General features: G+C 64.2%; 26 protein-coding genes and 1 tRNA gene. 13 read left to right on the forward strand and 14 right to left on the reverse strand.

All coding sequences use genetic code 11. The annotated features are described in order from the left end of the window. Positions 1 to 314 precede the first annotated feature (314 nt). Both QFZ91_RS10905 and QFZ91_RS10910 read right to left on the reverse strand, forming a co-directional pair. Positions 315 to 2,249 carry an ATP-binding cassette domain-containing protein gene (locus QFZ91_RS10905; RefSeq protein WP_429568623.1) on the reverse strand — a complete coding sequence of 645 codons (1,935 nt, stop codon included), beginning with the start codon at positions 2,247 to 2,249 and terminating at the stop codon, positions 315 to 317. A gap of 182 nt (positions 2,250 to 2,431) precedes the next feature. Then, complete coding sequence (locus QFZ91_RS10910; protein ID WP_429567241.1) at positions 2,432 to 2,833, reverse strand: DUF4399 domain-containing protein; 402 nt, start codon at positions 2,831 to 2,833, stop codon at positions 2,432 to 2,434. Between the two features lie 309 nt (positions 2,834 to 3,142). Between QFZ91_RS10910 and QFZ91_RS10915 the strand changes: the two genes are divergently transcribed. The 3 genes from QFZ91_RS10915 to QFZ91_RS10925 all read left to right on the forward strand — a co-directional run bounded on the left by QFZ91_RS10915 (position 3,143) and on the right by QFZ91_RS10925 (position 4,744). After that, the gene (locus QFZ91_RS10915) at positions 3,143 to 3,334 is read left to right on the forward strand and encodes a rubredoxin (RefSeq protein ID WP_309235059.1); all 192 of its coding nucleotides are present in this window, start codon (positions 3,143 to 3,145) and stop codon (positions 3,332 to 3,334) included. Between the two features lie 234 nt (positions 3,335 to 3,568). Continuing rightward, positions 3,569 to 3,643, forward strand: a tRNA-Arg gene (locus QFZ91_RS10920). A gap of 162 nt (positions 3,644 to 3,805) precedes the next feature. Then, positions 3,806 to 4,744 carry a class I SAM-dependent methyltransferase gene (locus QFZ91_RS10925; RefSeq protein WP_368716764.1) on the forward strand — a complete coding sequence of 313 codons (939 nt, stop codon included), beginning with the start codon at positions 3,806 to 3,808 and terminating at the stop codon, positions 4,742 to 4,744. Positions 4,745 to 4,768: 24 nt separating this feature from the next. Here QFZ91_RS10925 and QFZ91_RS10930 read toward each other — a convergent pair whose 3' ends face one another. The 4 genes from QFZ91_RS10930 to QFZ91_RS10945 all read right to left on the reverse strand — a co-directional run bounded on the left by QFZ91_RS10930 (position 4,769) and on the right by QFZ91_RS10945 (position 7,235). Then, positions 4,769 to 5,608: a hypothetical protein gene (locus QFZ91_RS10930; RefSeq protein WP_429567242.1), complete on the reverse strand. Its 840-nt coding sequence runs from the start codon at positions 5,606 to 5,608 to the stop codon at positions 4,769 to 4,771. 148 nt (positions 5,609 to 5,756) lie between these two features. After that, on the reverse strand, positions 5,757 to 6,464 hold the full coding sequence (locus QFZ91_RS10935; RefSeq protein WP_429567243.1) for a glutathione binding-like protein: 708 nt from the start codon (positions 6,462 to 6,464) through the stop codon (positions 5,757 to 5,759). 128 nt (positions 6,465 to 6,592) lie between these two features. Continuing rightward, positions 6,593 to 6,814, reverse strand: coding sequence for a hypothetical protein (locus tag QFZ91_RS10940; protein WP_176109230.1), 222 nt, complete (start codon positions 6,812 to 6,814; stop codon positions 6,593 to 6,595). Between the two features lie 229 nt (positions 6,815 to 7,043). Then, positions 7,044 to 7,235, reverse strand: a complete 192-nt coding sequence (locus QFZ91_RS10945) for a CsbD family protein (RefSeq protein ID WP_429567244.1) — start codon at positions 7,233 to 7,235, stop codon at positions 7,044 to 7,046. Between the two features lie 198 nt (positions 7,236 to 7,433). On the opposite strand from QFZ91_RS10945, the gene QFZ91_RS10950 reads away from it, so the two are divergent. The 5 genes from QFZ91_RS10950 to QFZ91_RS10970 all read left to right on the forward strand — a co-directional run bounded on the left by QFZ91_RS10950 (position 7,434) and on the right by QFZ91_RS10970 (position 11,984). Beyond that, positions 7,434 to 7,760 carry a hypothetical protein gene (locus QFZ91_RS10950; protein WP_176109232.1) on the forward strand — a complete coding sequence of 109 codons (327 nt, stop codon included), beginning with the start codon at positions 7,434 to 7,436 and terminating at the stop codon, positions 7,758 to 7,760. A gap of 162 nt (positions 7,761 to 7,922) precedes the next feature. After that, complete coding sequence (gene dcm / locus QFZ91_RS10955; RefSeq protein WP_429567245.1) at positions 7,923 to 9,227, forward strand: DNA (cytosine-5-)-methyltransferase; 1,305 nt, start codon at positions 7,923 to 7,925, stop codon at positions 9,225 to 9,227. Positions 9,228 to 9,257: 30 nt separating this feature from the next. After that, the gene (locus tag QFZ91_RS10960; RefSeq protein WP_176109234.1) at positions 9,258 to 9,704 is read left to right on the forward strand and encodes a very short patch repair endonuclease; all 447 of its coding nucleotides are present in this window, start codon (positions 9,258 to 9,260) and stop codon (positions 9,702 to 9,704) included. Positions 9,705 to 9,944: 240 nt separating this feature from the next. Further along, positions 9,945 to 10,448 (forward strand): YbhB/YbcL family Raf kinase inhibitor-like protein, encoded by a 504-nt coding sequence (locus tag QFZ91_RS10965; protein WP_176380738.1) that lies wholly within the window; start codon positions 9,945 to 9,947, stop codon positions 10,446 to 10,448. 117 nt (positions 10,449 to 10,565) lie between these two features. Continuing rightward, positions 10,566 to 11,984, forward strand: a complete 1,419-nt coding sequence (locus QFZ91_RS10970) for an MFS transporter (RefSeq protein WP_429567246.1) — start codon at positions 10,566 to 10,568, stop codon at positions 11,982 to 11,984. 165 nt (positions 11,985 to 12,149) lie between these two features. Here the strand turns inward: QFZ91_RS10970 and otsA are convergent, their stop codons facing one another. The 6 genes from otsA to QFZ91_RS11000 form a co-directional block, all read right to left on the reverse strand. Then, the gene (gene otsA / locus QFZ91_RS10975) at positions 12,150 to 13,577 is read right to left on the reverse strand and encodes an alpha,alpha-trehalose-phosphate synthase (UDP-forming) (protein ID WP_176109236.1); all 1,428 of its coding nucleotides are present in this window, start codon (positions 13,575 to 13,577) and stop codon (positions 12,150 to 12,152) included. A gap of 232 nt (positions 13,578 to 13,809) precedes the next feature. Beyond that, positions 13,810 to 14,022 carry a hypothetical protein gene (locus QFZ91_RS10980; protein ID WP_429567247.1) on the reverse strand — a complete coding sequence of 71 codons (213 nt, stop codon included), beginning with the start codon at positions 14,020 to 14,022 and terminating at the stop codon, positions 13,810 to 13,812. Between the two features lie 200 nt (positions 14,023 to 14,222). Then, positions 14,223 to 14,459, reverse strand: coding sequence for a hypothetical protein (locus QFZ91_RS10985; protein ID WP_429568624.1), 237 nt, complete (start codon positions 14,457 to 14,459; stop codon positions 14,223 to 14,225). Positions 14,460 to 14,601: 142 nt separating this feature from the next. Beyond that, positions 14,602 to 16,002: a sigma-54-dependent transcriptional regulator gene (locus QFZ91_RS10990; RefSeq protein WP_368716768.1), complete on the reverse strand. Its 1,401-nt coding sequence runs from the start codon at positions 16,000 to 16,002 to the stop codon at positions 14,602 to 14,604. 287 nt (positions 16,003 to 16,289) lie between these two features. After that, positions 16,290 to 16,541 (reverse strand): hypothetical protein, encoded by a 252-nt coding sequence (locus QFZ91_RS10995; RefSeq protein ID WP_429568625.1) that lies wholly within the window; start codon positions 16,539 to 16,541, stop codon positions 16,290 to 16,292. A 99-nt stretch (positions 16,542 to 16,640) separates the two neighbouring features. Then, complete coding sequence (locus QFZ91_RS11000; protein ID WP_368716769.1) at positions 16,641 to 16,958, reverse strand: YqjD family protein; 318 nt, start codon at positions 16,956 to 16,958, stop codon at positions 16,641 to 16,643. Between the two features lie 360 nt (positions 16,959 to 17,318). On the opposite strand from QFZ91_RS11000, the gene QFZ91_RS11005 reads away from it, so the two are divergent. The 3 genes from QFZ91_RS11005 to QFZ91_RS11015 all read left to right on the forward strand — a co-directional run bounded on the left by QFZ91_RS11005 (position 17,319) and on the right by QFZ91_RS11015 (position 19,735). Then, entirely contained in the window at positions 17,319 to 18,377 is a 1,059-nt protein-coding gene (locus tag QFZ91_RS11005) for a sigma-54 interaction domain-containing protein (protein WP_429567248.1), read from the forward strand. 246 nt (positions 18,378 to 18,623) lie between these two features. Continuing rightward, the gene (locus QFZ91_RS11010; RefSeq protein ID WP_429567249.1) at positions 18,624 to 19,202 is read left to right on the forward strand and encodes a hypothetical protein; all 579 of its coding nucleotides are present in this window, start codon (positions 18,624 to 18,626) and stop codon (positions 19,200 to 19,202) included. Further along, positions 19,199 to 19,735, forward strand: coding sequence for a hypothetical protein (locus QFZ91_RS11015; protein ID WP_429567250.1), 537 nt, complete (start codon positions 19,199 to 19,201; stop codon positions 19,733 to 19,735). The genes QFZ91_RS11010 and QFZ91_RS11015 overlap by 4 nt, the downstream gene beginning before the upstream one ends. 68 nt (positions 19,736 to 19,803) lie before the next feature. On the opposite strand, the gene QFZ91_RS11020 is transcribed toward QFZ91_RS11015, so the two are convergent. Then, the gene (locus tag QFZ91_RS11020; RefSeq protein WP_429567251.1) at positions 19,804 to 21,150 is read right to left on the reverse strand and encodes an AAA-associated domain-containing protein; all 1,347 of its coding nucleotides are present in this window, start codon (positions 21,148 to 21,150) and stop codon (positions 19,804 to 19,806) included. 19 nt (positions 21,151 to 21,169) lie between these two features. Further along, on the reverse strand, positions 21,170 to 22,921 hold the full coding sequence (locus tag QFZ91_RS11025) for an ABC transporter permease (RefSeq protein ID WP_429567252.1): 1,752 nt from the start codon (positions 22,919 to 22,921) through the stop codon (positions 21,170 to 21,172). Between the two features lie 776 nt (positions 22,922 to 23,697). Here QFZ91_RS11025 and QFZ91_RS11030 point away from each other — a divergent pair. Both QFZ91_RS11030 and QFZ91_RS11035 read left to right on the forward strand, forming a co-directional pair. Then, on the forward strand, positions 23,698 to 25,389 hold the full coding sequence (locus tag QFZ91_RS11030; RefSeq protein ID WP_176379827.1) for a sensor domain-containing diguanylate cyclase: 1,692 nt from the start codon (positions 23,698 to 23,700) through the stop codon (positions 25,387 to 25,389). A 168-nt stretch (positions 25,390 to 25,557) separates the two neighbouring features. Beyond that, positions 25,558 to 25,824 carry a hypothetical protein gene (locus tag QFZ91_RS11035; protein ID WP_013088792.1) on the forward strand — a complete coding sequence of 89 codons (267 nt, stop codon included), beginning with the start codon at positions 25,558 to 25,560 and terminating at the stop codon, positions 25,822 to 25,824. The last annotated feature ends 9 nt before the right edge of the window (positions 25,825 to 25,833 follow it).

The raw sequence follows: 25,833 nt of genomic DNA on the forward strand, positions 1-25,833 counted from the left end.
CCGGCAACGACGCTCAGCCCGCCGGGGAAGCCTGTTCGCGGGGTATTGTACTGATTTCGATCACGGCGGCAATTGACGTCGCGCTGAATTGGCCGACCGGATAAGGCGCGGCGGGCGCTGGGGGACACGCGCCGGAGGATGGACGTCTCGCGGGACGACGGCGCAATGGGTATCGGCGGACCTGCACGGGCGTGCGCCCGCATAACCTTCAATGCATGCGCGGCGGCGTTCGCTGTTGTTTTCGTGCCGCCCGCGCATGCGGCATCAGCTCAAGCGTGAGGAAGCGCGCCATGCGGCGCGCGAACCACGTTGCATCACTTGACGCGGTTTTCCAGCTCGTCCCAACGCTCGAGCGCGAGCATCAGCTCTTCGTCGATCTCGGCATAGCGCTCGGTCAGACGCGCGCCTTCGCGTGCATCCTTCGCGAACACCGAGCCGTCTTCGAGCTGCGCGCCGATCGCCTTCTGTTCGGCTTCGAGGTCGGCAATCATTTTCGGCAGCGCCTCCAGTTCGCGCTGCTCCTTGAACGACAACTTCGCGCTGCGCTGCGCATTGCGGCCCGTGGCGCTTTCCTTCGGCGCCGCTTCTTTCGGGGCTTCCTTGTCCGATTCCTTCTGTGCTTCGAGCGCGAGTTGCTCCGAGCGATCGCGCTGCGTCTGCCAGTCCGTGAAGCCGCCGACGTATTCGCGCCACTTGCCGCCGCCTTCCGATGCGATCACCGACGTCACCACGTTATCGAGAAACGCGCGGTCGTGGCTGACGAGCAGCACCGTGCCGTCGTAATCGATCAGCAGTTCTTCGAGCAGTTCGAGCGTCGGAATGTCGAGGTCGTTGGTCGGTTCATCGAGCACCAGCACGTTGGCCGGACGCGCGAACAGACGCGCAAGCAACAGCCGGTTGCGCTCGCCGCCCGACAGCGACTTGACCGGCGAACGCGCGCGCTCCGGCGCGAACAGGAAGTCGCCGAGGTAGCTCATCACGTGCTTCTTCTGGCCGTTGATTTCGACCCACTCGCTGCCGGGGCTGATCGTGTCCGCTAGACTCTTTTCCAGATCGAGCGCCGCGCGCATCTGATCGAAATAGGCGACCTGCAGATTGGTGCCGACGCGCACATTGCCTTCATCCGGCGCGAGTTCGCCGAGGATCAGCTTCAGCAGCGTGGTCTTGCCCGCGCCGTTCGGACCGACGAAGCCGATCTTGTCGCCGCGCATTACCGTGGCCGTGAAGCGGTCCACCACCGTGCGCTCGCCGTAGCGCTTCGTCACGTCCGTCAGTTCCGCGACGATCTTGCCGGACTTCTCGCCCTGACCGACGTCGAGCTTCACGTTGCCTTGCACGTTGCGGCGTTCGGCGCGCTCGTTGCGCATCTGCACGAGACGCGCGATGCGGCCGACGCTGCGCGTGCGGCGGGCCTCGACACCCTTGCGAATCCACACTTCTTCCTGCGCGAGCAGCTTGTCGAACTTCTCGTTTTCGATACGCTCGACTTCGAGCTGCTGCGCCTTGCGCGTCTGGTATGCGGAGAAATTGCCCGGATACGACAGCAGCCGCCCGCGATCGAGTTCGACGATGCGTGTCGCGACGCGGTCGAGAAACGCGCGATCGTGCGTGATGAACAGCAGCCCCGCACGCAGCGACACCAGCAGATCTTCGAGCCAGCGAATGCCGTCGAAGTCGAGATGGTTGGTCGGCTCGTCGAGCAGCAGCACGTCGGGCTGCACGACGAGCGCGCGCGCGAGCGCCGCGCGCTTCTGCATGCCGCCCGACAGCGAGCCGACGCGCGCCTCGTCGTTCAGGCCGATCTGCTGCAGCGTCGTCGCGACGCGGGTGCTCCAGTTCCAGGCGTCCGCGGCGTCCAGCGACGATTGCAGCGTGTTCATGCGCGCGAGCAGCGCGTCGTGTTCGGCGCCTTCGGGCGTGTCGGCGAGCTGGTGCGCGACCGCGTCGTATTCGTCGAGCAGCGCACGCGCCTCGGTGAGACCGGCGGCGACCGCGTCGAACACGGTGTCGTCGGCGTCGAACTCGGGCTCCTGCGGCACGTAGACCGTGCTCAGATGCTGTTGACGCGAGACGAGGCCGTCGTCCGGTTTGGCCAGATCGGCGACGATCTTCAACAGCGACGACTTGCCCGCGCCGTTGCGCCCGATCAGCCCGACGCGCTCGCCCGCTTCGAGCGAGAAATCCGCATGGTCGAGCAGCGCGACGTGACCGAACGCGAGCTGGGCTCCGGTAATGGTGTAAAGCGACATGGGAATGGGAGAAGACAGCGATGAGTCGGAACTGCTCATTGTACCGGGCGCGGGGCCGGTCGCAGGGATGACGGGCGGGAGATGCGTGCAAGGCGGCGTGCAAGGCGGCGTGCAAGGCGGCGTGCAACGCAATCGGTGCGGGCCGGCGACACGCGCGCGCCGGTCCGGCCTTCGAACAACGCTTACTTGACGTGCACCGTGATCGTCTTGCTCATCTGCGGCCCATACGAGCGATGCGCGCCGTCGCCGAATTGCAGCGTCAGCGTATGGTCGCCCGGCGGCAGCGTCAGATCTGTTTCGGTCTGGCCTTTGCCGAAGTGCAGCGACTTGTCGGTCGCGGCGATAACCTCGCCCTTCGGCAGCGGCTTGCCGTCGACCAGCAGATGATGATGCCCGGTGCCCTCCGTCATCGTGCCCGCGGGGGCGATCTTCATGCCGTCGAGGCCGAACACGACGTGGACCGGATTGGTGACGGTTGCGCCGTCCGCCGGTTGCACGAAGGTCACGCTCTGCGCCTGCGCCACGCCCGACACGGCGAGCAGTCCTGCCGCCACGATGCCGACCAACCGTCTGTTTTTAAACATCGTTTTCTCCTTTGGAAGCGAAACTCGTCGACGCGATACCGCCAGCGGCCTGGTCTGAGACCGATGGTCGCAATCCATGCCAGGCGGGCGCCACGTCTGTCGAATCAGATAGCTTGCAGAGCCAAGCGTACACGCTTTGTATGACGAGGCTGCTGGCCGCGAGCCCGGGCACGTCGTGGATGCGTTGCGACGGTGCCGCACCGGTCGTCTGCGGCTGGATTGACTAATTCCGGTAATATTGCGGGTCGCCGCGCCGCCCCATAAAGGGGCAGAGCAAGCCGGCCATTGCATTGAACGAGAGAGTGTGTCGTGAGCGAAGTAATCGAAGTGACTGAATACAAGAGCTGGGTCTGCCTGATTTGCGGCTGGATCTACAACGAGGAAGACGGCCTGCCCGAAGAAGGCATCGCGGCGGGCACGCGCTTCGCCGACATCCCTGAAGACTGGCGCTGCCCGCTGTGCGACGTGGGCAAGGCGGAGTTCGCGGTAGTCGAGTTTTAATGTTGGAATGACCTCGGGCGATGGGCGCGGTTGCGTGCGCTTCGCCGGATGGTCAGGTGGTCTGCACGGCCTCGCAGGCGATGTCTGCGTGGCCGTTTGTTTTTCCGGGGTTTTCGGCGCGCGCGGGCGGTTGCTGGCTTGGCTCTCCTTTTGCCCGCGCCGGTTTGATATACTCTGCGCTCGCCGGTCAGTCTGGACTCACCGAGTCCTCGCCGATCTGTCCGGCCCGGTCCTCTCCCTGTAGTTCAATGGATAGAACAAGTGCCTCCTAAGCGCTAGATACAGGTTCGATTCCTGTCAGGGGGACCAAAAGAGCCTAACCGGCTTCCAGATTCGCTCATAAGAGCCCCGTATGCGTTGCGCTGCGGGGCTTTTTGTCGTTCGTCTGCCTTCAACGCGGAATCCGAGCGATTCCGACCCCCAGATCGCTATAATCTGCGAGCCGACTTCGAAACGTTTCCGAGGACCGACATGGATCAAACGCTCGAATGCGTCACCGCGTTGAATTTTTGCGAGCAGGCCTATCTCGCCGCAAATCCGGACGTCGCTGAGGCTGTCAGGCTCGGCGCATTACGATCGGGAAGATCGCATTTCGAAGTATTCGGAGTCTCCGAAAGTCATCGCAGGCAAGATGCGCAGGTCGCAGCTCAATCCAGGCAGGCACGCAGAAAAAGAATCGAGTCGGTCCTTCGCACCGATATGCCCTATAGCGACGACGGGAAGTTTTTCGATTTCTTGTCGCCCGAGCTGCGCTCCCAGTTCGACATCTATGACTCGGAACTGGCTGGAAGCAATCTGTACGATCAGGATGCACTGAATATGATCGAGCGCCATCCGTCGGGGATCATTCTGGATTGTGGGGCCGGCAGCCGCCCCGCGATCTACGAAAACGTGATCAATTTTGACATCACCAACTATCCCTCCACCGATGTGCGAGGTGTCGGCGAAGTTCTGCCATTCAAAGATGCATCGTTCGATGGCCTGCTGTCGTTGAATGTGCTCGAACATGTGAAGGACCCATTCACCGCCGCCAAAGAAATTCTTCGCGTGTTGAAGCCGGGAGGCGATCTGGTCGTAGTGGTTCCGCTCACCCAACCCACTCACGGCTACCCGCATCACTACTACAACATGACCGCCGAGGGGATTCTCAATCTCTTCGGCTCCGGGATCAAAGCCGAACGCGTATACGTGCCGGAATCGACAACGGCCATCTGGTCGATCTACTGGATCATGAGCGAGTGGGCCGAAGGTCTCGACGAAGATGCCCTGAAAGAATTCCAGGCGCTCACGGTCGAAGAAATTCTGCAGGGACCGCCGACGCTGCTGGATCGATCGTTCGTGAAACAGCTCAGCGCAAAAAAGAATCTCGACATTGCGAGTTCGACGACGGTGATCGCGAAACGCGTCTGAGGCGACGCCAGTCCAACGGCTCCGTTATTTTTGCATCGGCCGACGCAGACTTTGCTCGTATATCGAAGGATCGACGACGTTCATCTGATCCTGTGGGCGCTCACCGAATACTCGCTCGAAGTCCTCGGCGCCCAGAATGTCGGCAGCGTCGTGGAGAAAAGAGGAATAGGCCTGATTGAGCTCCGCGGCCGACGGAGCATCGCTGCCCTGCGGGGCGTATTGCAAACGCTCGACTCGCACCATAAATGCGCGGCGATGATTCATCAACGACTTGATCTTCGCTTGCGCGTCGGGACCCTTCAAGGTCGCCTGAAGATGCTCCTGAAAATCGTCGACATCGGATTCCTGATGTCCTGGCTTCATGGCGTTACTCCCGCTTGGTGTCGAGCACTGAATCTTTTTGCTCGCCCATGCAGCATGCTGCTTGCCGTACGTTCCGAAGACCGCGTTGCTCAACCAGTAGCCCCTGGACGTGCGAACCGTAGCCGGAGTCGCTCCAGCGCCGCCGGTCGCCCAAAGAATCTGGTTCGACAGCTGATGGCATACACCATCGCGACCATAGCTGAAGATCGTTCCACGAGCGGCCGGATCGATGTTCGGGTCCACATCGGGCTTACATAAGCAACTAGCATAAAGCAGATTTGCCGCGCCGGAAGCCAGGAAACCATCCGCACTGACCGGCGTCCCACCTCGGGCGTGGAAGCCGCCCCAGCTGTACCAATAGTGCTCGCCAGCGAGCAGGACGTCCGCCACCGCCGGGTATATCTTCACGCGGCTGTCGTAAGTCGTGACCCAGGTGTGATCGACCACGGAACCCTGGAAATACGCCGGAACGGACCATGCGAACAATGTAACGGCGCTCATTGCTTCACCTTTTGTCCGGTCGCATCACCGCGCTGCCGCGCGAAAGTGCCCGAAAAGCCGGTAAGGACTTTACTCACCTAAAAAGGTTATACGCGGTCAGCGGCAATATTTTCAAGAACACGAAAATCCGTCATGGCAACTCAGGCGATCAGGCCGGCCGCTGCGGAATATTCAGGCCGCGCGCCACCGCCGGACGCTCGACGAACGCAGCCAGCACGCGCCGCACGTTCGGGAAGTCCTGAATGCCGACCAGCTCTCCGGCCTCATAAAAGCCGACCAGATTGCGCACCCACGGGAAGATCGCGATATCGGCGATCGAATACCGATCGCCCATCACCCAGGCACGTCCTTCGAGGCGCTGCTCCAGCACGCCGAGCAGCCGCTTCGATTCGGCGATGTAGCGATCGCGCGGACGCTTGTCCTCGTACTCCTTGCCGGCGAATTTGTGGAAGAAGCCGACCTGGCCGAACATCGGACCGATGCCGCCCATCTGGAACATCACCCACTGGATCGTCTCGTAGCGCCCCCCGGCGTCCTTTGGGATCAGCTGGCCGCTTTTGTCGGCCAGATAGATCAGGATCGCGCCCGATTCGAAGAGCGGCAGCGGTTTGCCGTCGGGGCCGTGCGGATCGAGGATCGCGGGAATCTTGTTGTTCGGGTTCAGCGACAGAAACGCCGGCGTCATCTGATCGTTGGTATCGAAGCGCACCAGATGCGGCTCGTACGGCAAGCCGGTTTCCTCGAGCATGATCGAGATTTTTACGCCATTGGGCGTCGGCAGCGAATAGAGCTGAATCCGGTCCGGATGCTCGGCCGGCCATTTTTTCGTGATCGCGAAAGCGGATAAATCGGTCATGGGTTCGGGTCGCCATAGGGACAGAAATTGCAGGACCGCCCAATATAAACCGACTCGCCAGAACGCGTGCGAGGCCGCTCGAAGACCTTACAAACGCCGTGGCAACAGCGCCGTACGCAATCGGCGGATCACCACAAGTCCTTCGTCGCCGTGCCCGCGCGCAGGTTGAAGCCCTCTCGCCACAGCGTCGCTCCGACCGTCAGCAGCAGCGTCTTCTCGGTGCCGTCGAGCAGTTCCCACGCGCCCGCAAGCCACGTCGCGAAGCTCGCACAGGTCGCTTCGAGATCGGGCGGCGCCTTGCCTTCCAGGTACTGCCGTTCGAACATCGAAAGTATCTTTTCGGGTGTCATTGGCGCGACCTCCACGTGGGATTTGCGCCAAGTCTAAAGGGCTGGCGGCGCGTGGGGAATGCCGATCATCGCGATCACGGGTTACTCCCAGGCCGGCCGGTGCGCGAGCGTCAGCCGCGACCCAGACAGTGAAACCGGACTGGCGAGCCCCGCTCTGCGCCGCACAAAAAACAAAGGCGCCGCGACAGTCGCGACGCCTCGCCGTTACGGCAACCTACAGCGAACGGGTTCAGCGGTGACCGCGCTTTGCATCGTCCTTGGCGTCTTCCTTCGCATCGCCATAGGCCTTCTGCACCTTGCCGGCGCCCTGCTGCACATCGCCCTTGAGTTCCTTCGCGGGGTTGTTCGTGGCCTTGCCGACGGCCTCGTTGACCTTGCCCTTGACCTGCTCGCCAACGCCCTTCACTTGATCCTTGTTCATGTTCGGCTCCCATATGCGTAGTCGACAGAGATGCCGGCGCGGTATTCCGCCGGTATGTGGGAATTAGCAACGGCTGTTCCCGGGGCCGTTCCGCGCGCGGCGCCATCGACGAACGCCGATGCGCGATCTGCAAACTTTTTATCAAATAAGGCCTAAAGTCTCGCCGCGCACCGCCGTAAATGCGTTCAGGGAGGAGTCATGGACCATACGGACACTACGGTTTCGGGATCATCGCAAGCCGCGTTGATCGACCACGACATCGCGCACATCGCGCGCGTGATGCACGTATCGCTGCGTGGCGATTTCGGCGGTCCGATCCTGCCAGCCACCTATTGGCGCAAACGGCTGACCGCGCTGGTCGACAGCGGCCAGCTTTCTCCCGCCCAATTGGACAAAGTCGACAGCCTGCTGCTGCAACTCGATCGGCTCGCGTCGACGCCGCTGCCCGAATGGGAACGCTTCGCGCCCGCGCCGACCTCGCGATTCGAACCGGCTGAACGGGCGAAGAAAGCGAAGTCGGCCTGATCTCGCCAAGCCGCACGCCGCCTCACCGCTTCCGCACCCGCCGCAGACAAACGCAGCAGCGCGACATATCGCGAAAAAATCCTGATCAATCGGCGCTAAAAATAGGGAAATGGGACGACCTTAGGTCATAATGTCCGCAAAAATTCCCAGCCAGGACGCCACGTGACCCTCGTCGCCCCATTCGACCTGCTCAAGCAGGCGCGCGCCCGTTTCACCCAACGCGAAATCGCAGCCCATGTCGGCAAGGACATCAAGACGGTGCGTCGCTGGGAAAAAGGTGAAACGCCTTGTCCCGCGATGCTCGAACCCGCGTTGCGCGATCTGCTTCGGCAAGGTGCGCGTGAGGCGCAACACGCGGGCGACGCGGCGCGTTTTAGTTTCATCGATCTGTTCGCGGGCATCGGCGGCATTCGCATGGGCTTCGAGGCGCACGGCGGCGAATGCGTGTTCACCAGCGAGTGGAACGAATTCTCGACGCGGACTTATCGCGAGAACTACGGTCAGAACTACGGCGGCAACGCCGCGAGCGGCGGCGCGCACGCGTTGATCGGCGACATCGTCACGTTTCCCGCCGAGGACGTGCCGAGCCACGACGTGCTGCTCGGCGGCTTTCCGTGCCAGCCGTTTTCTATCGCCGGCGTCAGCAAGAAAAACGCGCTAGGGCGGCCGCACGGTTTCGAATGTACGACCCAGGGCACGCTGTTTTTCGACGTCGCGCGGATCATCGCCGCGAAGCGCCCCGCCGCGTTCCTGCTGGAAAACGTGAAAAACCTGCTGTCGCACGACAAGGGCCGCACCTTCGACGTGATCCTGCAAACGCTGCGCGACGAGCTCGGCTACGAGGTGCACTACCGCGTGATCGATGGCCAGCATTTCACGCCGCAGCATCGCGAGCGCATCATCATCGTCGGCTTTCGCGGCAAGACCGCGTTCACGTGGGACGATCTGCGGCTGCCCGACGAGGGTCCGCGGCTCGGCGCGATCCTGCATCGCACGGACGGTACGGAACCCGTGCTGCCGTGGGACCACGACCGTTTCTTCGATCACGCCGCGCGCCGCGTGCAGCCGAAGTACACGCTCACCCCGAAGCTGTGGGCATATCTGCAGAACTACGCGGCCAAGCATCGCGCGGCGGGCAACGGCTTCGGTTTCGGCATGGCCTATCCGGACAGCGTGACGCGCACGCTGTCCGCGCGCTATCACAAGGACGGCTCCGAAATACTCGTCTATCAAGGCGAGGCGCTGCGCCCGCGTCGTCTGACGCCACGCGAATGCGCGCGGCTGATGGGCTTTCCCGACACCTTCAGGATTCCGGTCAGCGATACGCAGGCCTACCGGCAGTTCGGCAACAGCGTCGTGATGCCGGTGATGCGCGAAGTGGCGCGTATCATGCTGCCGCATGTGCAAACCCTGCTCGCCCACCCGACCCGCGATGCGTCGAAACACTCCCTGCCGCTCTACGCGTGAGCGGCCGCGCGACCCGTTGGCCCACTGACGATGGTCGATATCGTCGATAGCGCGACGCGCAGCCGGATGATGTCCGGCATTCGCGGCCGCAACACCAGGCCGGAGGTTCTGATCCGCAGCCTGCTGCATCGGCAGGGCCTGCGCTTCAGGCTCGACGCGCGCGATCTGCCCGGCCGCCCCGACATCGTGCTGCCGCGCTATCGCGCGGTGGTGCTCGTGCATGGCTGCTTCTGGCATGGCCACGACTGTCATCTGTTCAAATGGCCGCAGACGCGGCCCGACTTCTGGCGCGACAAGATCGGCCGCAATCGCAGCAACGACGACAAGGTGCGCGCCGCGCTGCTCGCGAGCGGCTGGCGCGTCGCGGTCGTGTGGGAATGCGCTTTGCGCGGTGCGAATCGCGATATCGCGGGCGTGATCGAGCGGCTCGTCGCGTGGATCAGAAGCGACGCGCCGGAGTTCGAGGAACGCGGCTGAAACCACGCGCGGGCTGCCCTGCTCGCGCGAGTCTCGCGGCCGCTGGTGCTACACTCGAAAGGCTCACCCGGCGTGCTTTCGAGATGCCTTCGAGGCACGCTTCGGCGGCGTTTTCCGGGTGCGTTCCCGGCGCTTTCACGGCACTTCCTCACGCGCTCCGGCATGCCGGGAGATGCGCCTCGCCGCCGGGACATCGCGCACTCCGACGATCCCAGAAGCAATCAACAAGGGAGGCACATCATGGCTGACTTCCGTCTCTGGTCCGACGACTTTCCCACCAACGGCTTCATGCCGAAAGACCACGAGTACAACGACAAGGCGTTCGGCGGCGACGGCGAAAACATCTCGCCGTCACTGCAATGGGAAGCGCCGCCCGCGGACACGCAAAGCTTCGCGCTCACCGTTCACGATCCCGATGCGCCGACCGGCAGCGGCTTCTGGCATTGGGTCGTCGTCAACATCCCTGCCGACGCGCGCTCGCTGCCGCGCAACGCCGGCAAGGCCGACGGCACGCTGCTGCCGCAGGGCGCGATCCAACTGCGCAACGACTACGGGACGGTCGGCTTCGGCGGCGCCGCGCCGCCGCGCGGCGATCGCACGCATCGCTATATTTTCCGGCTGCATGCGCTAAAGGTGCCGCATCTGCCGGTCAGCGCGGAAACCACCAATGCGGTCGCGCGCTTCATGACGCATCTGAACGAAATCGACTCGACGACCCACACGGGCCTCTACGAACTCAAATGACGCGAGCGCGGCGCGGCGTCCTGGCAACGGTGGCGCCGCGCCGACCGATGCGCCCGCAGCGGCCTGCGCGTGAGCCGCGCACAGGCGCGGCAACATCTCCGACAAATCGAACAATCGATGCACGCACCCTCCCCGCGCACGGATGGCCCGACGCCCTCCACTCCCCGCTTCGAAGGCAAGGAACTGGGCCTGCCGGTTCCGCAACGCTATTGGGCGATGCTCGTCATCGCGCTGTCGCTGACGCTCGCGGTGCTCGACAGCGCGATCGCCAACGTCGCGCTGCCGACGATCGCGCGCAACCTCAATGCGAGCGCCGCCGCGTCGATCTGGGTCGTCAACGCGTATCAGCTCGCGATCACGATCTCGCTGCTGCCAATGGCGTCGCTCGGCGACCGCATTGGCTATAGGCGCATTTATTTGTCGGGTCTGCTCCTGTTCACGGTCGCGTCGCTCGGCTGCGCGCTGTCGAACTCGCTTGCGACGCTCGCGCTTGCGCGCGTGGTCCAGGGCTTCGGCGCGGCCGGCATCATGAGCGTGAACACCGCGATCGTGCGCATGATCTATCCCCCGGCGCAGCTCGGGCGCGGCGTCTCGATCAATGCGATGGTGGTGGCGGTGTCGTCGGCGGTCGGGCCGACGGTCGCGTCGGGCGTGCTCGCGATCGCGACGTGGCCGTGGCTGTTCGCGATCAACGTGCCGATCGGGATCGCGGCGATCGTCGGCGGCTTCAAGGCGCTGCCGATGAACCCCGGCCACGAATCGCCGTATGACTATCTGAGCGCGGTGATGAACGCGATCGTATTCGGCCTGCTGATTTTTGCTGTCGATGGCCTCGGCCACGGCCAGCGCTTCGGCTACGTGACGCTCGAAGCACTCGGCGCTCTGGTGGTCGGCTACTTCTTCGTGCGCCGGCAACTGACGCGGCCCGCCCCGCTGCTGCCGATCGACCTGCTGCGTATTCCGGTGTTCGCGCTGTCGGTCGGCACCTCGGTCTGCTCGTTCTGCGCGCAGATGCTCGCGTTCGTGTCGCTACCGTTCCTGCTGCAGGAAACGCTCGGTATGTCGCAGGTCGAAACCGGTCTTCTGATGACGCCGTGGCCCGCGATCATCATCATCGCGGCGCCGATCGCAGGGGTCCTGTCGGACAGGATATCGTCCGGCTGGCTCGGCGGCGTCGGGCTCGCCGCGATGACGGTCGGCTTGCTGCTGCTCGCGACGCTCGGGCCTCACCCCGACGCACTGCAGATTTCGTGGCGCATGGCGCTGTGCGGCGCGGGCTTCGGTATCTTCCAGTCGCCGAACAATCGCACGATGCTGTCGTCCGCTCCGCGCGAACGCAGCGGCGGCGCGAGCGGCATGCTCGGCACCGCGCGCCTGACCGGGCAAACGCTCGGCGCGGCGCTGGTCGCGCTGATCTTCGGCGTCGCCCCGCAAAGCGGGACGGTCATCGCGCTGTATGTGGCCGCGGGGTTTTCGGCGGTCGCGGCGGTCGTCAGCACGATGCGGGTCGTGCAGAAGGCGACGCAGCCGGCTTGAGGGTTGTGGCCGCGTTGTGGCCGTTACACGTGCAACGCATCCACGAAAAAGGGCGCGCATCGCACGACGCGATGCACGCCCTTTTTGCTTCGATCTTCGTTGTCACTTCATTCACGACGTGACCGGCCCACGCGTCGCCCGCCCGCGCGGGCCGCGACTGTCCGCTCAGGACGATGCCGTCACGTCAGCGAGCTTTACCGCTTTGGCCGTCACCGAAGAGGCGGTCGCGACGTGGCGCAGATCGTCGAGGAAGGTATCGCGCCAAACCGACAGATTGTTCTCGCGCATCGGCTCCATCATGTCCGCATGACGCGCCTGACGCTCGGCGAGCGGCATCGAGAGCGCGCGTTCGAGCGCTTCGGCCATCTGCGACAGATCGAACGGATTGACGACGAGCGCGCCCGGCAGCTGCTCGGCCGCGCCCGCGAATTGCGATAGCACGAGCACGCCCGGATCGGCCGGGTCCTGCGACGCGACGTACTCCTTGGCCACCAGGTTCATCCCGTCGCGCAGCGGCGTCACATAGCCGACCTGCGACTGGCGGAATAGCGCCATCAGCAGATTGCGCTCGTACTTGCGGTTCAGATACTGGATCGGCGTCCAGTCGAGCTGCGCGAACCGGCCGTTGATGCGGCCCGCTTCGCCTTCGAGCGTCTGCCGGATGCGCTGATAGGTCTGCACGTCGGCGCGGGTCGGCGGCGCGATCTGCACGAGCGACACGCGGCCGTGCCAGCCGGGCGCGTTCTGCAACAGCCGCTCGAATGCCTGGAAGCGCTCGACCAGCCCCTTCGAATAATCGAGCCGGTCGACGCTCATGATCAGCTTGCGCCCGCGCATGCCGTCGCGCAGGCTGCGCACCGCCTTGCGGTCGGTGAACTGCTCGGCGGCTTTGGCGATCGCATCGGGATAGATGCCGATCGGGTACGCGCCGACCTTCAGGAAGCGGTTGTACGCGTGCACCATGCCGTCTTCGCTCGACGTGCCGTGGTGACCGCGCTCGATATAGTCGACGAACGACTGGCGATCCGCTTCGGTTTGAAAACCGATCACGTCGTAGCTGCACATCGCCTTGACGATCTCCTCGTGCGGCGGAATCGTGCGCAGTACCTCGGGCACCGGAAACGGAATGTGCAGGAAGAAGCCGATCGGGTTCTTCACGCCGAGATCGCGCAGGCAACGCGCGAACGGCAGCAGATGGTAGTCGTGCACCCAGATGATGTCGCTGGGCTTGAGCAGTTCTTTCAACTGCTTGGCGAGCGTCGCGTTGACCCGCTGGTAGCCCGCGTAGTCCTCGCGGTCGTAGCGGGACAGGTCGTTGCGATAGTGGAAGGTCGGCCACAACGTGGTGTTCGAAAACCCGCGGTAGTACTCGTCGTAATCGCGCTTGGTGAGGCCCACCGTCGCGTAGGTGACGTTGCCCTGTTTCTCGATCACGGGCGCCGATGGCTCACTGACCGTTTCGCCGCTCCAGCCGAACCAGACGCCGCCAGTTTCCTTCAGTGCGTCCAGCACGCCGATTGCGAGCCCGCCCGCTGCCGGACGCGCTTCCTGAATCGGTGCGACACGATTCGATACCACGATCAATCTGCTCATTAGTGCTCCATTGTTTCGTTGTATGCGGAATTGCGCCAAAACGGTGCATGCAAGCAATGTGCCGATATTTGAGATATCGGAAATAAAGTTGTATGAAGATGTGACAAACGAGCTAATCCCCGCAATCATCACTAATTGCGAAGAAAGTTTTTCTGTTAAATCTGACCAAAGCGGAGGTCTTTCTTACCGGCCTCCTGGTCGCCGGTATGCCCCGCCCGGTTACTGCGCTGCGTCAGGCGTCCTGTTCCGAGCCCAGATCGCGCTGGTATTCGAGGCCTTCCTGACGCACCCCGCCCTGGTTGTGCTCGCCGTCCGGCGGCGTATCCGGGGCGATCCGGTTCTGCGCGGCCGGGTCCGGCGACTCCGCCGGCTCAGTCTTGACATCGGCCGGCCGTGGCCCGCGCTTGGAATGCCGCGCGGAACGTCGCAATGCGGGGTGTCTCATGATCGTGCCTCCGGGGGAAGCCCGCCGCTTGTTGCGGCATCCCTACAGTCTAGGGGGCGAAACCGTAAACTGCCGGTAAAACATGCGCCGGCTTTGTAACAAGTACAGCAATGCACTGCACCGGACCGGGGCCACGGTCCGCTGCAGTGCGGAGATGTTTGCATCGAGTGCGCAGCTGTATGACGGCATCGAGGGTCGCATCAGCATTGCAGCGCTCGCGACTGACGATCGGCGGCCTGAGGCGTCTGCGTTGGCTGCGGCGGCGGATCGCCGATCGGCGGCGTGACCGGTTCCACGGGTTCGATCGGATCGGGGGTCGGGCCGGGGGTCGTGTCGGGTTCGGCCGGGTCCGGCGGCGTGGCGGGAGGCTCGACCGGTTCGGGCCGGTGAGCGTGCAACGGCCCGGACGGCGGGGAAACCGCAGCGTAATGCGGCAGGTGCGGCGGCAGGTGCGGCATGTCGGTGACCTCGTTTTGCGTTCCACTGGAGCGCAGCAAGGCCTGTGCCGTTCGGATCGCCCGCCCGCTAGCGGGGGCGGGCGATCGCTGATGATGCAGACGACGCGCGAACGAGCGCGGATCAGGCGTCCGCGCCGCCGAGCGCGCGTGATTCGTCGGTGGGATCGCCGTCGTCGCGCGCATCGTTGCCGTACTCGACGAGCCGGTTGTACAGCGTCTTCAGGCTGATGCCGAGAATTTCCGCGGCGCGCGTCTTCACGCCGCCGCATTGCTCGAGCGTCGCGAGGATCAGCTGACGGTCGGCTTCCGCGAGCGAGGTGCCGAACGGGATCGTGATCGCGGTGCCAGTCGCGGGCTTCGATAGCGTGATCTGCAACGGCACGGTCGCCGTGGCATCCGAATCCGCGCTCGACATGATGTGCGCGCGCTGCACGTAGTTCTTCAGTTCGCGCACATTGCCTGGCCACGGATACGACAGCAGCATTTCCTTCACCGCGACCGGGAAATGCTTTTTCGTGCCGTGACGCTCGTTGAGCTCATCGAGGAACGATTGCGCGAGCAGCTCCACGTCCTTGCCGCGATCGCGCAGCGGCGGCAGGCTGATCGGAAACACGTTCAGCCGGTGGTAAAGGTCCAGCCGCAGCTTGCCTTCGAGCACCGCCTGCTCGGGATCGCGATTGGTGGCCGCGATCAGACGCACATCGGTTTCGATTTCCTTGGTCGTGCCGACACGCATGAACATGCCGGTCTCGAGCACGCGCAGCAGCTTCACCTGCAGCTCGATCGGCATCTCGGTGATTTCGTCGAGGAACAGCGTGCCGCCGTTCGCGCGCTCGAAATAGCCCTTGTGCTGCCGATCCGCACCGGTGAACGAACCGCGCTCGTGGCCGAACATTTCCGACTCGATCAGATTCGGCGAAATCGCGCCGCAATTGACCGCGAGGAACGCGTGCTTGCGGCGCAGGCTCAGCTCGTGCAGCGTCTGCGCGGCGACTTCCTTGCCGGTGCCGGATTCGCCGACCAGCATCACCGAGGCCGCCGTCGGCGCGACGCGGCTGATCTGGTCGTAGACCTCCTGCATCGCCGGCGAATTGCCGAGCATCAAACCGAAGCGGCCCATGCGGCGCAACTCGCCGCGCAGCGTGCCGATCTCGGCCTTCAGGTCGCCGGGGCGCGGCAGGCGCGACAGGATCGCCTTCACCCGCTGCATGTTGATCGGTTTCACGAGGTAGTCGGCCGCGCCCATTTTCAGCGCGCTGACCGCCGACTCGACCGTTGCGTGACCCGTGATCACGATCACTTCGACGCCGGAGCGCGGATCGAGATCTTCGAACAGATCGACCCCGCTGCCGTCGGGCAGCTTCAGGTCGGTGAATACGACGTCCGGCATCTGCCGGATCAGTTGAATACGCGCTTCGCGCAGATCGCCCGCGGTGGCGGTGGTCAGCCCGTCTTCCCCAATGATGGCGGAAAGCGCCTCGCGGGTACCTGCGTCGTCATCGACAATCAGTACATGTGGCATCGCGTTTCGAAAGCCTGCAAGCGTGGGTCAGAAAATATGCGGATCATCCCCGTGGGCATGCCGCTGGATTGGGTTGGCTGCATGACGCGGATTCGACGTGTGTCCCGCGCCGCCGACCATTTGCTGAAAAATTGCAACAATAACGGCATAACTCCCGCCGATTACTGCACCATTGTTGCCTGTTTACCTATTATACGGGTTTATAGAATCCATTTAACAATCCCCTCCAGGCGCCGACCGCCGATCTGGCTGCACCCCCGCGCACCCTGGGATTCGAACGCCGTGCTTCAGCCACGCGGAAATGGCCATGCGCGGTGTTCGCCGTCAGCCTGCCCTGAACCGTTGGTGCTCTGGGACGCGGGCGCGAGCTCGGTCGACGAGGTTGCCGGCGCCGCGACCGCACCACCCTCGTTTTCCCAGCGGCTCAGCTCGCGGGTCGGGGAAATCTGGCCGGTGCGTTTGTGTTGCACGTAGCGAACCGCCAGATAGCCGCCGAGTGCCATCAATGCGCCAAAAAAACCAATCGTGGGTCGTGTCATCATGAACTCCTTGGGTCGTGATGCGGATGAGTGGCGGACGTGCCAGACGAGCCCCGCGCCTTCCAGCGAGCCGAGGCGAGCGTCGCTCGCCGCGCCCCTCTATCGTGCGATCAGCACGCCGAGCAGAAATCCGGCGCCCGCAGCGAGCGCGAGCGAGCGCCACGGGTTATGGCGCACATAGTGCTCGGTGCTGACCGCCGCCTCGCGATAGCGGCGATGCACGTTGCGTTGCGCATCGCCGAGCGCCGATTGCAGCGTTTCCACATGCGTGCCGAGCCGGTCGCGCAACGCATCGACGCCTTCGCCCGGCACGTTGGCGGCGAGCCGCAGCATTTCCTCCGAGTCCCTCAGCAGCACCCGAAGATCCTCGACGATCTTCTGTCCGCCGAGTGCAAGTTGTTGCGTGGTGTCGGTCATCGTTCACTCCTCGTCTGATTCGGCGTTCGTGGCCGCGCGGTGCGGGTTGCCGGGTTGCCGCCCTACGCTCACCGGCGCCGCCGCGGCGTAGCCGTCAAAAGCTCGCACGACTCGGTCAAACGGTCAATGAGGCAATGCATGTGCCCGGTATATTTACCGCTTCAGCGCGCTGAAAAAGGCCAATTTCGAGCACTTTCGACCGATTGCGCGCACGACCGCCGCAGCGGCTGCCGGTTCGATTGCCGGAATCCGTGTCGAAGTGGTTAAATCGTCTTTTATGAGATAGTGGCTGTACGGTCTCCCGCATTCAAGGCCTGCGCGCCGCATCACGAACTTCATTTGTACAGGACTCCCCCTTTTATGGCGTCAATCGATCTGGACTCGCCCACCGTGTCCGCCGGCGGCAATGCTTCGCCACCAGCGAAGCAGCGCGTCGGGGACGCCGTCGCGGGACTGAAATCGTACGGGCTGCTGTACGGCTCGTCGCCGGTGATGCTCGATCTGTACGAACAGATCGAACGCGTCGCCGATACCGACGCGACCGCGCTGATCATCGGCGAATCGGGCACCGGCAAGGAGCTGATCGCCCGCACCATCCACGAGCGCAGCGGCCGCAAGGACGGCGCTTTCGTCGCCGTGAACTGCGGCGCGATTCCCGATGAGCTGATCGAAGCAGAGCTGTTCGGCCACGAAAAAGGCAGCTTCACCGGCGCGGTCCAGGGCCGCATCGGCTACTTCGAACATGCGAACGGCGGCACGCTGTTTCTCGACGAAATCACCGAGATGGCGCCGGTGCGCCAGGTCAAGCTGCTGCGCGCGCTCGAAACCGGCACGTTCTATCGGGTCGGCGGCAACGAGCTGATCAGCGGCAACGTGCGCGTGATCGCCGCGACCAATCGCGACCCGGCGGTGGCCGTCAAGGAAAACGGCTTGCGCGAGGATCTGATGTACCGGCTCGCGGTGTTTCCGCTGCGCGCGCCGCCGCTGCGCGAGCGGGAAAACGATCGCGAGCTGCTTGCGCAGTACTTCCTCGCGCAGTTGAATCAGCAGGAATCCACCAACAAGAGCTTCAGCAAACGCTCGATCGAAACGCTGCGTTCGTGGTCCTGGCCGGGCAACGTGCGCGAGTTGAAGAACGCCGTGTATCGCGCGTTCATTCTCGCGGAGAAGACCGTCGAATTACCGCATCCGCATCTTGCGTCGCGAGTCAAGAAGGCGGTCACGCAAGGCGACGCGATGAGCGTGTGGATCGGCACGCCGCTCGCCGACGCGCAGAAGCAGATCATTCTCGGCACCCTCAAGTACTGCGGCGGCGACAAGCGGCGCGCGGCCAAAGCGCTCGGCGTGAGCCTCAAAACGCTGTACAACCGGCTGAGCGCATACGGCGACGAAGGCGGCGAAGACGAAGCCGACTCGTAGGCACGCTGCAACGTAGGCCGTTCGCCGCTGGCGGCGGCCTCCCAAATACCTGGCAGAGCCAGGCAAGCCATTCCGCCCATGCAGCAGAAAACATCCCGGCGCACGATGTTTTGCAATTTCTTGCATTTTTTCGCTGCCAATTACAAAACGCATCCTGCACAATGCGGCAGCGTAATAAACGACGTGTCCTTCGTTTACACGCGCGACGCGTGAACGCAGGCACCTGTACGGGCAGGGACGGGAGAAATGCAAAAGAACATGGTGTGGGCCGACAACGCGAAGTCCGTTGTCGCAGCCCAACGCCCCCACGTAACAGCGCTGCTCGCGCTGGCGCTGGCGGTGTCGTCCGCATTGAGCGGCTGTAGCTCGTTGTACTCGGAAGGCGCGGTTGCGGGCGCCGGTATCGCGGGTGCCGCGGTCGCGGGCAAGGTCACGAGCAATGCGGCGGTCGCGACCGGTATCGGTCTCGGTGCGGTCGCCGCCGCGCGCGCCGGCGTGCAGTACTCGGAGCGCGTGGTCCACACGAATACGCAGAACAGCATCGCGCAGGCGGCTGGTCCGCTCGAGGTCGGCGCGGTCGCTCCCTGGAGCATCACCCACTCTTTCCCGATCGAAGACGACGAGCACGGCCGCGTGACCGTCAGCCGCCTGATCAGCACAGGCGCGCTCGACTGCAAGGAAATCGTCTTTTCCGTCGATCAGAACGCAACGCGCGACAAGCCCGCGAGCAGCGCGTTTTACATCGCGTCGGTTTGCCGTGACGGTAAGGACTGGCGTTGGGCATCGGCCGAACCCGCCACCGAGCGCTGGGGTGCGCTGCAATGATATTGCGTTCGCCTGGCGTTCCGATGGGTGATCGGCTGCGGCTCATCGCGGCCGGCGCGCTATGCGTCGGCGCGAGCCTGCTGGCGAGCGGCTGCGCGTCGATCGGCGCCGCGAGCGGCGCGGCGGCGGGTGTCGCTTCGGGCATCGTGACCAGCAATCCGGCCGTCGCGCTCGGCGTCGGCGTGGCGGTGCAGGCCGCCACCGACGAAGCGGTCGCGCGCTACATGCGCAGCATGCACAAGGATCAGCAGGATCTGATGGCGGCGCTGGTCGGGACGATGGCGGTCGGCGAAACGAAACCGTGGGCGGTCAAGCACACGTTGCCGATCGAAAACGGTCACGGCCAGGTGCGCGTGACGCGCGCGGTCAATTCGGCGCTCGCGCTGTGCAAAGACTTCGTGTTCTCGGTGCAGGACGGCGACGGCCCGAACGCGCCCGAGAGGTGGTTCACGGCGAGCGCTTGCCAGCAGGACAAGGGCTGGAAGTGGGCGACGGCCGAGCCGGCGGTCGCACGCTGGGGCAACCTGCAATAAAAAAAGCGGCGAAGTTTTCCTCGCCGCCTTTTTGTCTGAACCGCGGTCGTTTCCGCGGCAATCCGGGCTCAAGACTCCACGTCTTCCAGACTGAAGATTTCCGTCTGATCGTTATACGAAAAGATCTCGCCGTAACGGCCCCAGTTGATGACCGCGTCGAGCGTCTCTTCCGCCGCGCTGTCCGACAGGAAGTCTTCCAGCTCCTGCTCGAAGCGCACGCGCGGCGCGCGATGCCCCGGCCGCTCGTTCAACACCTTCTTGATCCGCGCCGCGAGCGGCACGTGCCGCAGCAGATGCTCGGCGAACATCATCTTCCGTTCCTGGGTACCGAACTCGGAGAACACGCGCGCTGGCGGCGTCAGGAAAATGTCGCCTTCGCGCACGTCGGCGAAACCGAGGTGCTGCAGCACTTCGGCGATCGGAAACAGATCGTCGACCTCCAGATGCAGCGAGCGCGCGATTTCCGGCATGTCCGCGCGGCCGTGATACGGCGCGGCGGCGAGCGTCTCGATCAGACCGGCCATCAGGTTGGTCGACACGTGCGGCAGCCAGCTACCGAGCTCGAGCCCCTTCTTGGTCTTCTCGTCGGTCTGGCGCGCGGTCATCTTCGCGTAGATCTCGTCGACGAGACGACGGAACGCCGGGTCCAGACGATTGCGCGGATGCTTGAACGGCACCTTGATCTCGGCGATCACGCGGCCCGGGTTCGACGACAGCACCAGAATGCGGTCGCACATGAACACCGCTTCCTCGATGTTGTGCGTGACGATCAGCACCGCCTTGATCGGCATGCGGCCCTGCGTCCACAGATCGAGCAGGTCAGTACGCAGCGTTTCGGCGGTCAGCACGTCGAGTGCGGAAAACGGCTCGTCCATCAGCAGCAGTGTTGGATCGACGACGAGCGCACGCGCGAAGCCGACGCGCTGACGCATGCCGCCCGACAGCTCGCGCGGATACGCGTTTTCGAAGCCGTCGAGACCGATCAGGTCGATCGCCGCGAGCGCGCGTGTGCGCCGCTCCGACGCGCCGACGCCTTGTGCCTCGAGACCCGCTTCCACGTTCTGCAGCACGGTCAGCCACGGAAACAGCGCGAAGGTCTGGAACACCATCGCCACGCCCTTCGCCGGGCCTTCGAGCGGCTTGCCCATGTACGTGACTTCGCCGCCGGTCGGCTCGATCAGGCCGGCGATGATACGCAACAGCGTCGACTTGCCCGAGCCGGAACGGCCGAGCAGACCGACGATCTCGCCCTCGCGCAGCGACAGATTCGCGTCGTCGAGGACGAGCAGTTCACCCTGAGTCTTGTTGAAGCCGCGGCACACGTCCTTGACGCGCAGGATTTCCTCGCCGAGGCGCGGGGGCTTCGGCGGCGTCTGGATCGGCGCGGCGGTCATAGCAGCTTTAGGATTTTGCATCGCGTTAAGCCTTCATTTCTCAATCTAGACGGAGCTTGCCTTCGGCGTAGGCGTACATCGGACGCCACAGCAGACGGTTGAACAGGGTCACGAACAGGGACATCACGGCGATGCCCACGATGATCTTCGGATAGTCGCCCGCCGCGGTGGTCTGCGCGATATAGGCGCCGAGGCCATGCGCGGCGACCTTGGTATCGCCCCACTGCACGAACTCGGCGACGATGCTCGCGTTCCACGCACCGCCCGACGCGGTGATCGCGCCCGTCACGTAGTACGGAAAAATGCCCGGCAGCATCGCCTGACGCCACCACTGCCAGCCGCGAATGTGAAAATTCTTGGCCGCCTCGCGGTAGTCGTTCGGATACGAGCTTGCACCGGCAATCACGTTGAACAGGATATACCACTGCGTGCCGAGCACGATCAGCGGCGACAGCCAGATGTCCGGATTCAGGTGAAAGCGCACGATGACGATCACGAACACCGGGAACAGCAGGTTCGCCGGGAACGCCGCGAGGAACTGCGCGAGCGGCTGCACCTTTTCCGCGATCGCCGGGCGCAGGCCGATCAGCACGCCGATCGGCACCCAGATCACGGAGGCGATCGCGATCAGCACCACCACGCGCAGCAGCGTGATCAGGCCGAGCACGAACACGTGGCCGATCTCGTCGAGCGTCACGCCGGTGCGCACATACAGAAACACGCGGTACACCACGTAGACCGTGGCGAGCAGCACGATCGCCGCCCAGATGATGTCGCCGAGCTTCGAGTTCTTCTCGCGCTGCGGGATGTGAAAGCGCGGCGCGCTGAACGCGGGCAACTGGAAGCGCACGCGCGCCGCGCGCGCGAACATCCAGCCGAGCGGCACCAGCAGCCGGTGAATCAGACGCGTGCGGCGGATCAGGTCGAGCAGCCACGATTCCGGCGCATCGCCCGAACTGGTGAACTCCATGCGGAACTTGTCGGCCCACGCGACGAGCGGACGGAACAGCAGCTGGTCATAGGCGAGGATCACGACCGTCATCGCGAGGATGACCCAGCCGATCGCGTGCAGATTCTTGTCGCTGATCGCCTGCGCGAGGTAGGCGCCGATGCCCGGCAGCGTAATCGTGTTGTTGCCGACCGTGATCGCTTCGGAAGCCACGACGAAGAACCAGCCGCCCGACATCGACATCATCATGTTCCAGATCAGGCCCGGCATCGAGAACGGCACTTCGAGCTTCCAGAAGCGCTGCCACGACGTCAGGTGAAAGCCGCGCGACACCTCATCGAGGTCGCGCGGCACCGTGCGCAGCGACTGGTAGAAGCTGAACGTCATGTTCCACGCCTGGCTCGTGAAGATCGCGAAGATCGCGGCGAGCTCGGCGCCGAGCACGCGGCCCGGGAACATCGCGAGGAAGAAGGTGACCGTAAACGAGATGTAGCCGAGCACCGGCACCGACTGCAGGATGTCGAGAATCGGCACCAACACGAGGCCGGCGCGGCGGCTCTTGGCAGCCAGCGTGCCGTAGACCAGCGTGAAGATCAGCGAGGCGACCATCGCCGCGAGCATGCGCAGCGTGGTGCGCATCGCGTACTCGGGCAGGTTGGCCGGATCGAGCGAGATCGCCTGGGTCTTTAGCGTCGACATCGGCGCGAGCGTCTCGTGAAAGCCGATCGACGCCATCGCGATCAGGCAGATGATCAGCGGAAACGCGACGAAGTCCCAGCGGTTGGGCAACACCCGCCATGCCGACGCATTGGCGGTGCGCTTCAGGTTGAAGCTGAAATCCATCAGATGCCCTCCCTCTTGAAACAGGCATTCGAACGCTCGAAGGAGGCCGCGGCTCCGCGGCGGTCTATGGGTCGGTCCGGAAAGCGGAAATCAGGCATGGCAAAACGCGCGTGCGTGGTAAATCGTTAGCGTTGGAGACACATGGGCCGGCAAAGGGCAGTTACGTGGACGCGTCGCCCACGACCACAACCATCACGCCGAACTCCTGTCGCCGCGTGCGCCGCCCGAGGGCTGGCGGGCTTTCCTCGTTTTGGACGGCACGACACTACACCATCCTATGTTTCAGGCACAACCTTTCGCCGCAAATCGCGAGACGGCGTCGCACGCGCGGCGTAAGGCTTCAGCAAGCCCCGGCGCGCGTCGCCGCGCCGCACTGTACTCTGCTCGCGCGTACTTCGGCGTGACACGTCGCGAGGCTGTCTCGCGGCGTGGCGCGCAAGCCACATCGGCGCGTCGCCGCGGCCGCCGCCGCTCATTCGCTCCATCTGCCCGCACAGCTATCAAGAATGCCGCGCGGCTGCCGTTAAGAATCTGATCGGCGCGGCATATGCAGACAGCATCCCAGCAATAACGGTGGCAACGTGCTTCGCGACGGTTAAAATCGGGAAACGAAGTACCTGTTTATCAGCGATTCATTCCGGGCATGGCGACGGCGCAGCGCGCGTCGCTCGTGACGGAGCGAAACCGCAGCTGACGCAGATAACGACACAGCGTTGAGAGCGCGCTGCCCACCAACAAGCAAGTTGCATGTCACAGCCAGACGGATCAGAGGGTCGATGAACAGGACAACCTTGCGCCAGGTAGCCGGGCCGGTCAGCTTCGTGCTGATCGTCCTCGTCTGCTGGTTCGTGGCTGGCATGGTCGCGGACCGGATGGTACAGCAAGAGCTGGACGCGGCGTTGCACACGCAGCGGCAAATGTCCACCTCGATCGTCGACAACATGGCTGAAGTGATTGCCAGCGACCTCGCGATGTCCCGCGCCATCCCCGCAACCATGGCCGAAATGGACGTGGTCCAGCGTGCCCTCGTGCAATCGCAGAATTATGCCGTGAACGGCGAGGCGGCGGAACCCGCCTTGCGGGCCGCGTTGCTGAAGGACCCGCAGATGGCCGCGGTCAGCAGGTTCCTGCATGAAGCGCAAGGCTTCTCCGGGCTCGACCAGGTCTGGATCGTCAACGCGAACGGCATCTGCGTCGCCTCCAGCAGCACGATGTCGAACCCCGAGGGCGCGCAGCAATCGTTCGTCGGCATGGATATGCGCGCGCGCGGCTATCTGACGAGCGCACTGCTCGGCGCGTTCGCCGAAGCCTACGGCGTCGGTCGCGCGAGCGGCGAGCCGGGCATCTTCATCGCCGCGCCGGTGTACTCGAAGGGGCTGCTGGTCGGCGCGGTGGTCGCCAAGGTCGGCATCGCGCGATTGCGCCACTGGGTCGCGCACGCGGGCACCTTCGTCTCCGACGAGAACGGCGTCATCATCATGGCGCACAACAGCGCGCTCGAAGGCCACGCATTGCCGAACTCGCGCGTCACGCAGATGAGCCCAGCCGAGCGGCGCATCATCTACCGCCGCGAGACCTTCCCCGACATGCTGATCCGCGAAGACACGCAAGTGCGTGAGCAGGCGCCGTGGGTGCCGGCGTCGGTCGCCGCGCAGCTGTTCGGCATGATCGAGCAGCCGGCCCCGGCGCTCTATCAGAACCGCGGTGGTCTGAACTCCGGACTCTCCGCGCATCTGGTCGATCCGCTCGCCGCGTGGCCGGAACTGCTGCGCAACCACAAGCGCGACCATCTGCTGGTGTTCCTGACGCTGTCCGGCACCGTAGCGCTCGCGTGGGTGATCACCGTGTCCTACGTGCGCGAGCGGCGCCACCATCGCGCGACCCGCGATCTCGCCGAGCAGTTGCAGTCGGCCAATACGCTGCTGTCGGCCGAGGCGCGGCACGATGCGTTGACCGGCGCGCTGTCGCGGCGCTATTTCCTCGACCTGCTGCGCCACGAGATCGATCGCGCGCACGCGGGCCGCGAGCCGCTGTGCATGGCGATCGCCGATCTCGACCACTTCAAGCAGATCAACGACCGCTTCGGCCACGCCGCCGGCGACCGAGCGCTCGAACATTTCGTCGATACGTGTCGCGCCGAGCTGCGCAGCTCCGACGCGATCGGCCGGCTCGGCGGCGAAGAGTTCGGCCTGCTGCTGCCGGCCACCGATCTGGCAGGCGGGCGCGAGGTGGTCGAGCGTCTGCGGCTGCGGCTGAAAGCGATACCCTCGCCGAAGCTGCCGGCCGCGGCGGGGCTGAGCGTGAGCATCGGCATCACCGAGCTGTCGCCCGACGATCTGCCCGAGCGCCTGATGAGCCGAGCCGATACCGCGCTGTACGCGGCGAAAACCGGCGGGCGCGACCGCACCGAAGCGCTGCCGCCCGACGATACCGCACCGCCTGCGCGCACGGCGGTGAACGCATGGTGAATGCCCGACGCTAGCCGGAGTACTCAGCGCGACGGTATCGCCCTCTCCGCTTAGCCGACCCACGCCAACACCCTGCCCGCGCTAAAACGACGCCGAGCTTCCCGCAACGAAGCAGGTATCATCAATCCTGATATCGGAGTGTCACTACCGCACTAACGGGAGATTCGCATGAAGGGAAATCTGGTGATCGTCTGTCGCGATCAGGACGCTGAGGCATTCGACCATCTGCTCGCCGAATACGGCGCGTTCCAGACGCGTCTGTCGTCGACCGCGTGGTATCTGAAACTGGAGGTCGCGCCGGAATTGATTCAGGAGGAAATACTCGCGCGGCTCGGCAAATATACGACGCACTATATTTTCGAGGCGGAATCGGTGACGTGGAATACCGTCGATAGCGAAACGGCGAATGCGTTGAATACGCTGTTTTCGGACTGACCTCTCGCC

Source organism: Paraburkholderia sp. JPY419 (genome assembly GCF_050435705.1).
In the GTDB taxonomy this organism is placed as follows: Bacteria; Pseudomonadota; Gammaproteobacteria; order Burkholderiales; family Burkholderiaceae; genus Paraburkholderia; species Paraburkholderia youngii.

What these genes read in the sequence shown, in the direction of transcription:
- QFZ91_RS10935 (WP_429567243.1), bottom strand. Translation starts at nt 6,464, where the DNA reads ATGACCGATTTATCCGCTTTCGCGATCACGAAAAAATGGCCGGCCGAG.
- QFZ91_RS10965 (WP_176380738.1), top strand. Translation starts at nt 9,945, where the DNA reads ATGGCTGACTTCCGTCTCTGGTCCGACGACTTTCCCACCAACGGCTTC.
- QFZ91_RS10995 (WP_429568625.1), bottom strand. Translation starts at nt 16,541, where the DNA reads ATGACACGACCCACGATTGGTTTTTTTGGCGCATTGATGGCACTCGGC.
- QFZ91_RS10945 (WP_429567244.1), bottom strand. Translation starts at nt 7,235, where the DNA reads ATGAACAAGGATCAAGTGAAGGGCGTTGGCGAGCAGGTCAAGGGCAAG.
- QFZ91_RS11000 (WP_368716769.1), bottom strand. Translation starts at nt 16,958, where the DNA reads ATGACCGACACCACGCAACAACTTGCACTCGGCGGACAGAAGATCGTC.
- QFZ91_RS11020 (WP_429567251.1), bottom strand. Translation starts at nt 21,150, where the DNA reads ATGCAAAATCCTAAAGCTGCTATGACCGCCGCGCCGATCCAGACGCCG.
- QFZ91_RS10910 (WP_429567241.1), bottom strand. Translation starts at nt 2,833, where the DNA reads ATGTTTAAAAACAGACGGTTGGTCGGCATCGTGGCGGCAGGACTGCTC.
- QFZ91_RS10980 (WP_429567247.1), bottom strand. Translation starts at nt 14,022, where the DNA reads ATGAGACACCCCGCATTGCGACGTTCCGCGCGGCATTCCAAGCGCGGG.
- QFZ91_RS10970 (WP_429567246.1), top strand. Translation starts at nt 10,566, where the DNA reads ATGCACGCACCCTCCCCGCGCACGGATGGCCCGACGCCCTCCACTCCC.
- QFZ91_RS10990 (WP_368716768.1), bottom strand. Translation starts at nt 16,002, where the DNA reads ATGCCACATGTACTGATTGTCGATGACGACGCAGGTACCCGCGAGGCG.
- QFZ91_RS11015 (WP_429567250.1), top strand. Translation starts at nt 19,199, where the DNA reads ATGATATTGCGTTCGCCTGGCGTTCCGATGGGTGATCGGCTGCGGCTC.
- QFZ91_RS10930 (WP_429567242.1), bottom strand. Translation starts at nt 5,608, where the DNA reads ATGAGCGCCGTTACATTGTTCGCATGGTCCGTTCCGGCGTATTTCCAG.
- QFZ91_RS11030 (WP_176379827.1), top strand. Translation starts at nt 23,698, where the DNA reads ATGAACAGGACAACCTTGCGCCAGGTAGCCGGGCCGGTCAGCTTCGTG.
- QFZ91_RS10960 (WP_176109234.1), top strand. Translation starts at nt 9,258, where the DNA reads ATGGTCGATATCGTCGATAGCGCGACGCGCAGCCGGATGATGTCCGGC.
- QFZ91_RS11005 (WP_429567248.1), top strand. Translation starts at nt 17,319, where the DNA reads ATGGCGTCAATCGATCTGGACTCGCCCACCGTGTCCGCCGGCGGCAAT.
- QFZ91_RS11025 (WP_429567252.1), bottom strand. Translation starts at nt 22,921, where the DNA reads ATGGATTTCAGCTTCAACCTGAAGCGCACCGCCAATGCGTCGGCATGG.
- otsA (WP_176109236.1), bottom strand. Translation starts at nt 13,577, where the DNA reads ATGAGCAGATTGATCGTGGTATCGAATCGTGTCGCACCGATTCAGGAA.
- QFZ91_RS10940 (WP_176109230.1), bottom strand. Translation starts at nt 6,814, where the DNA reads ATGACACCCGAAAAGATACTTTCGATGTTCGAACGGCAGTACCTGGAA.
- QFZ91_RS11035 (WP_013088792.1), top strand. Translation starts at nt 25,558, where the DNA reads ATGAAGGGAAATCTGGTGATCGTCTGTCGCGATCAGGACGCTGAGGCA.
- QFZ91_RS10950 (WP_176109232.1), top strand. Translation starts at nt 7,434, where the DNA reads ATGGACCATACGGACACTACGGTTTCGGGATCATCGCAAGCCGCGTTG.
- QFZ91_RS10905 (WP_429568623.1), bottom strand. Translation starts at nt 2,249, where the DNA reads ATGTCGCTTTACACCATTACCGGAGCCCAGCTCGCGTTCGGTCACGTC.
- QFZ91_RS10925 (WP_368716764.1), top strand. Translation starts at nt 3,806, where the DNA reads ATGGATCAAACGCTCGAATGCGTCACCGCGTTGAATTTTTGCGAGCAG.
- QFZ91_RS11010 (WP_429567249.1), top strand. Translation starts at nt 18,624, where the DNA reads ATGCAAAAGAACATGGTGTGGGCCGACAACGCGAAGTCCGTTGTCGCA.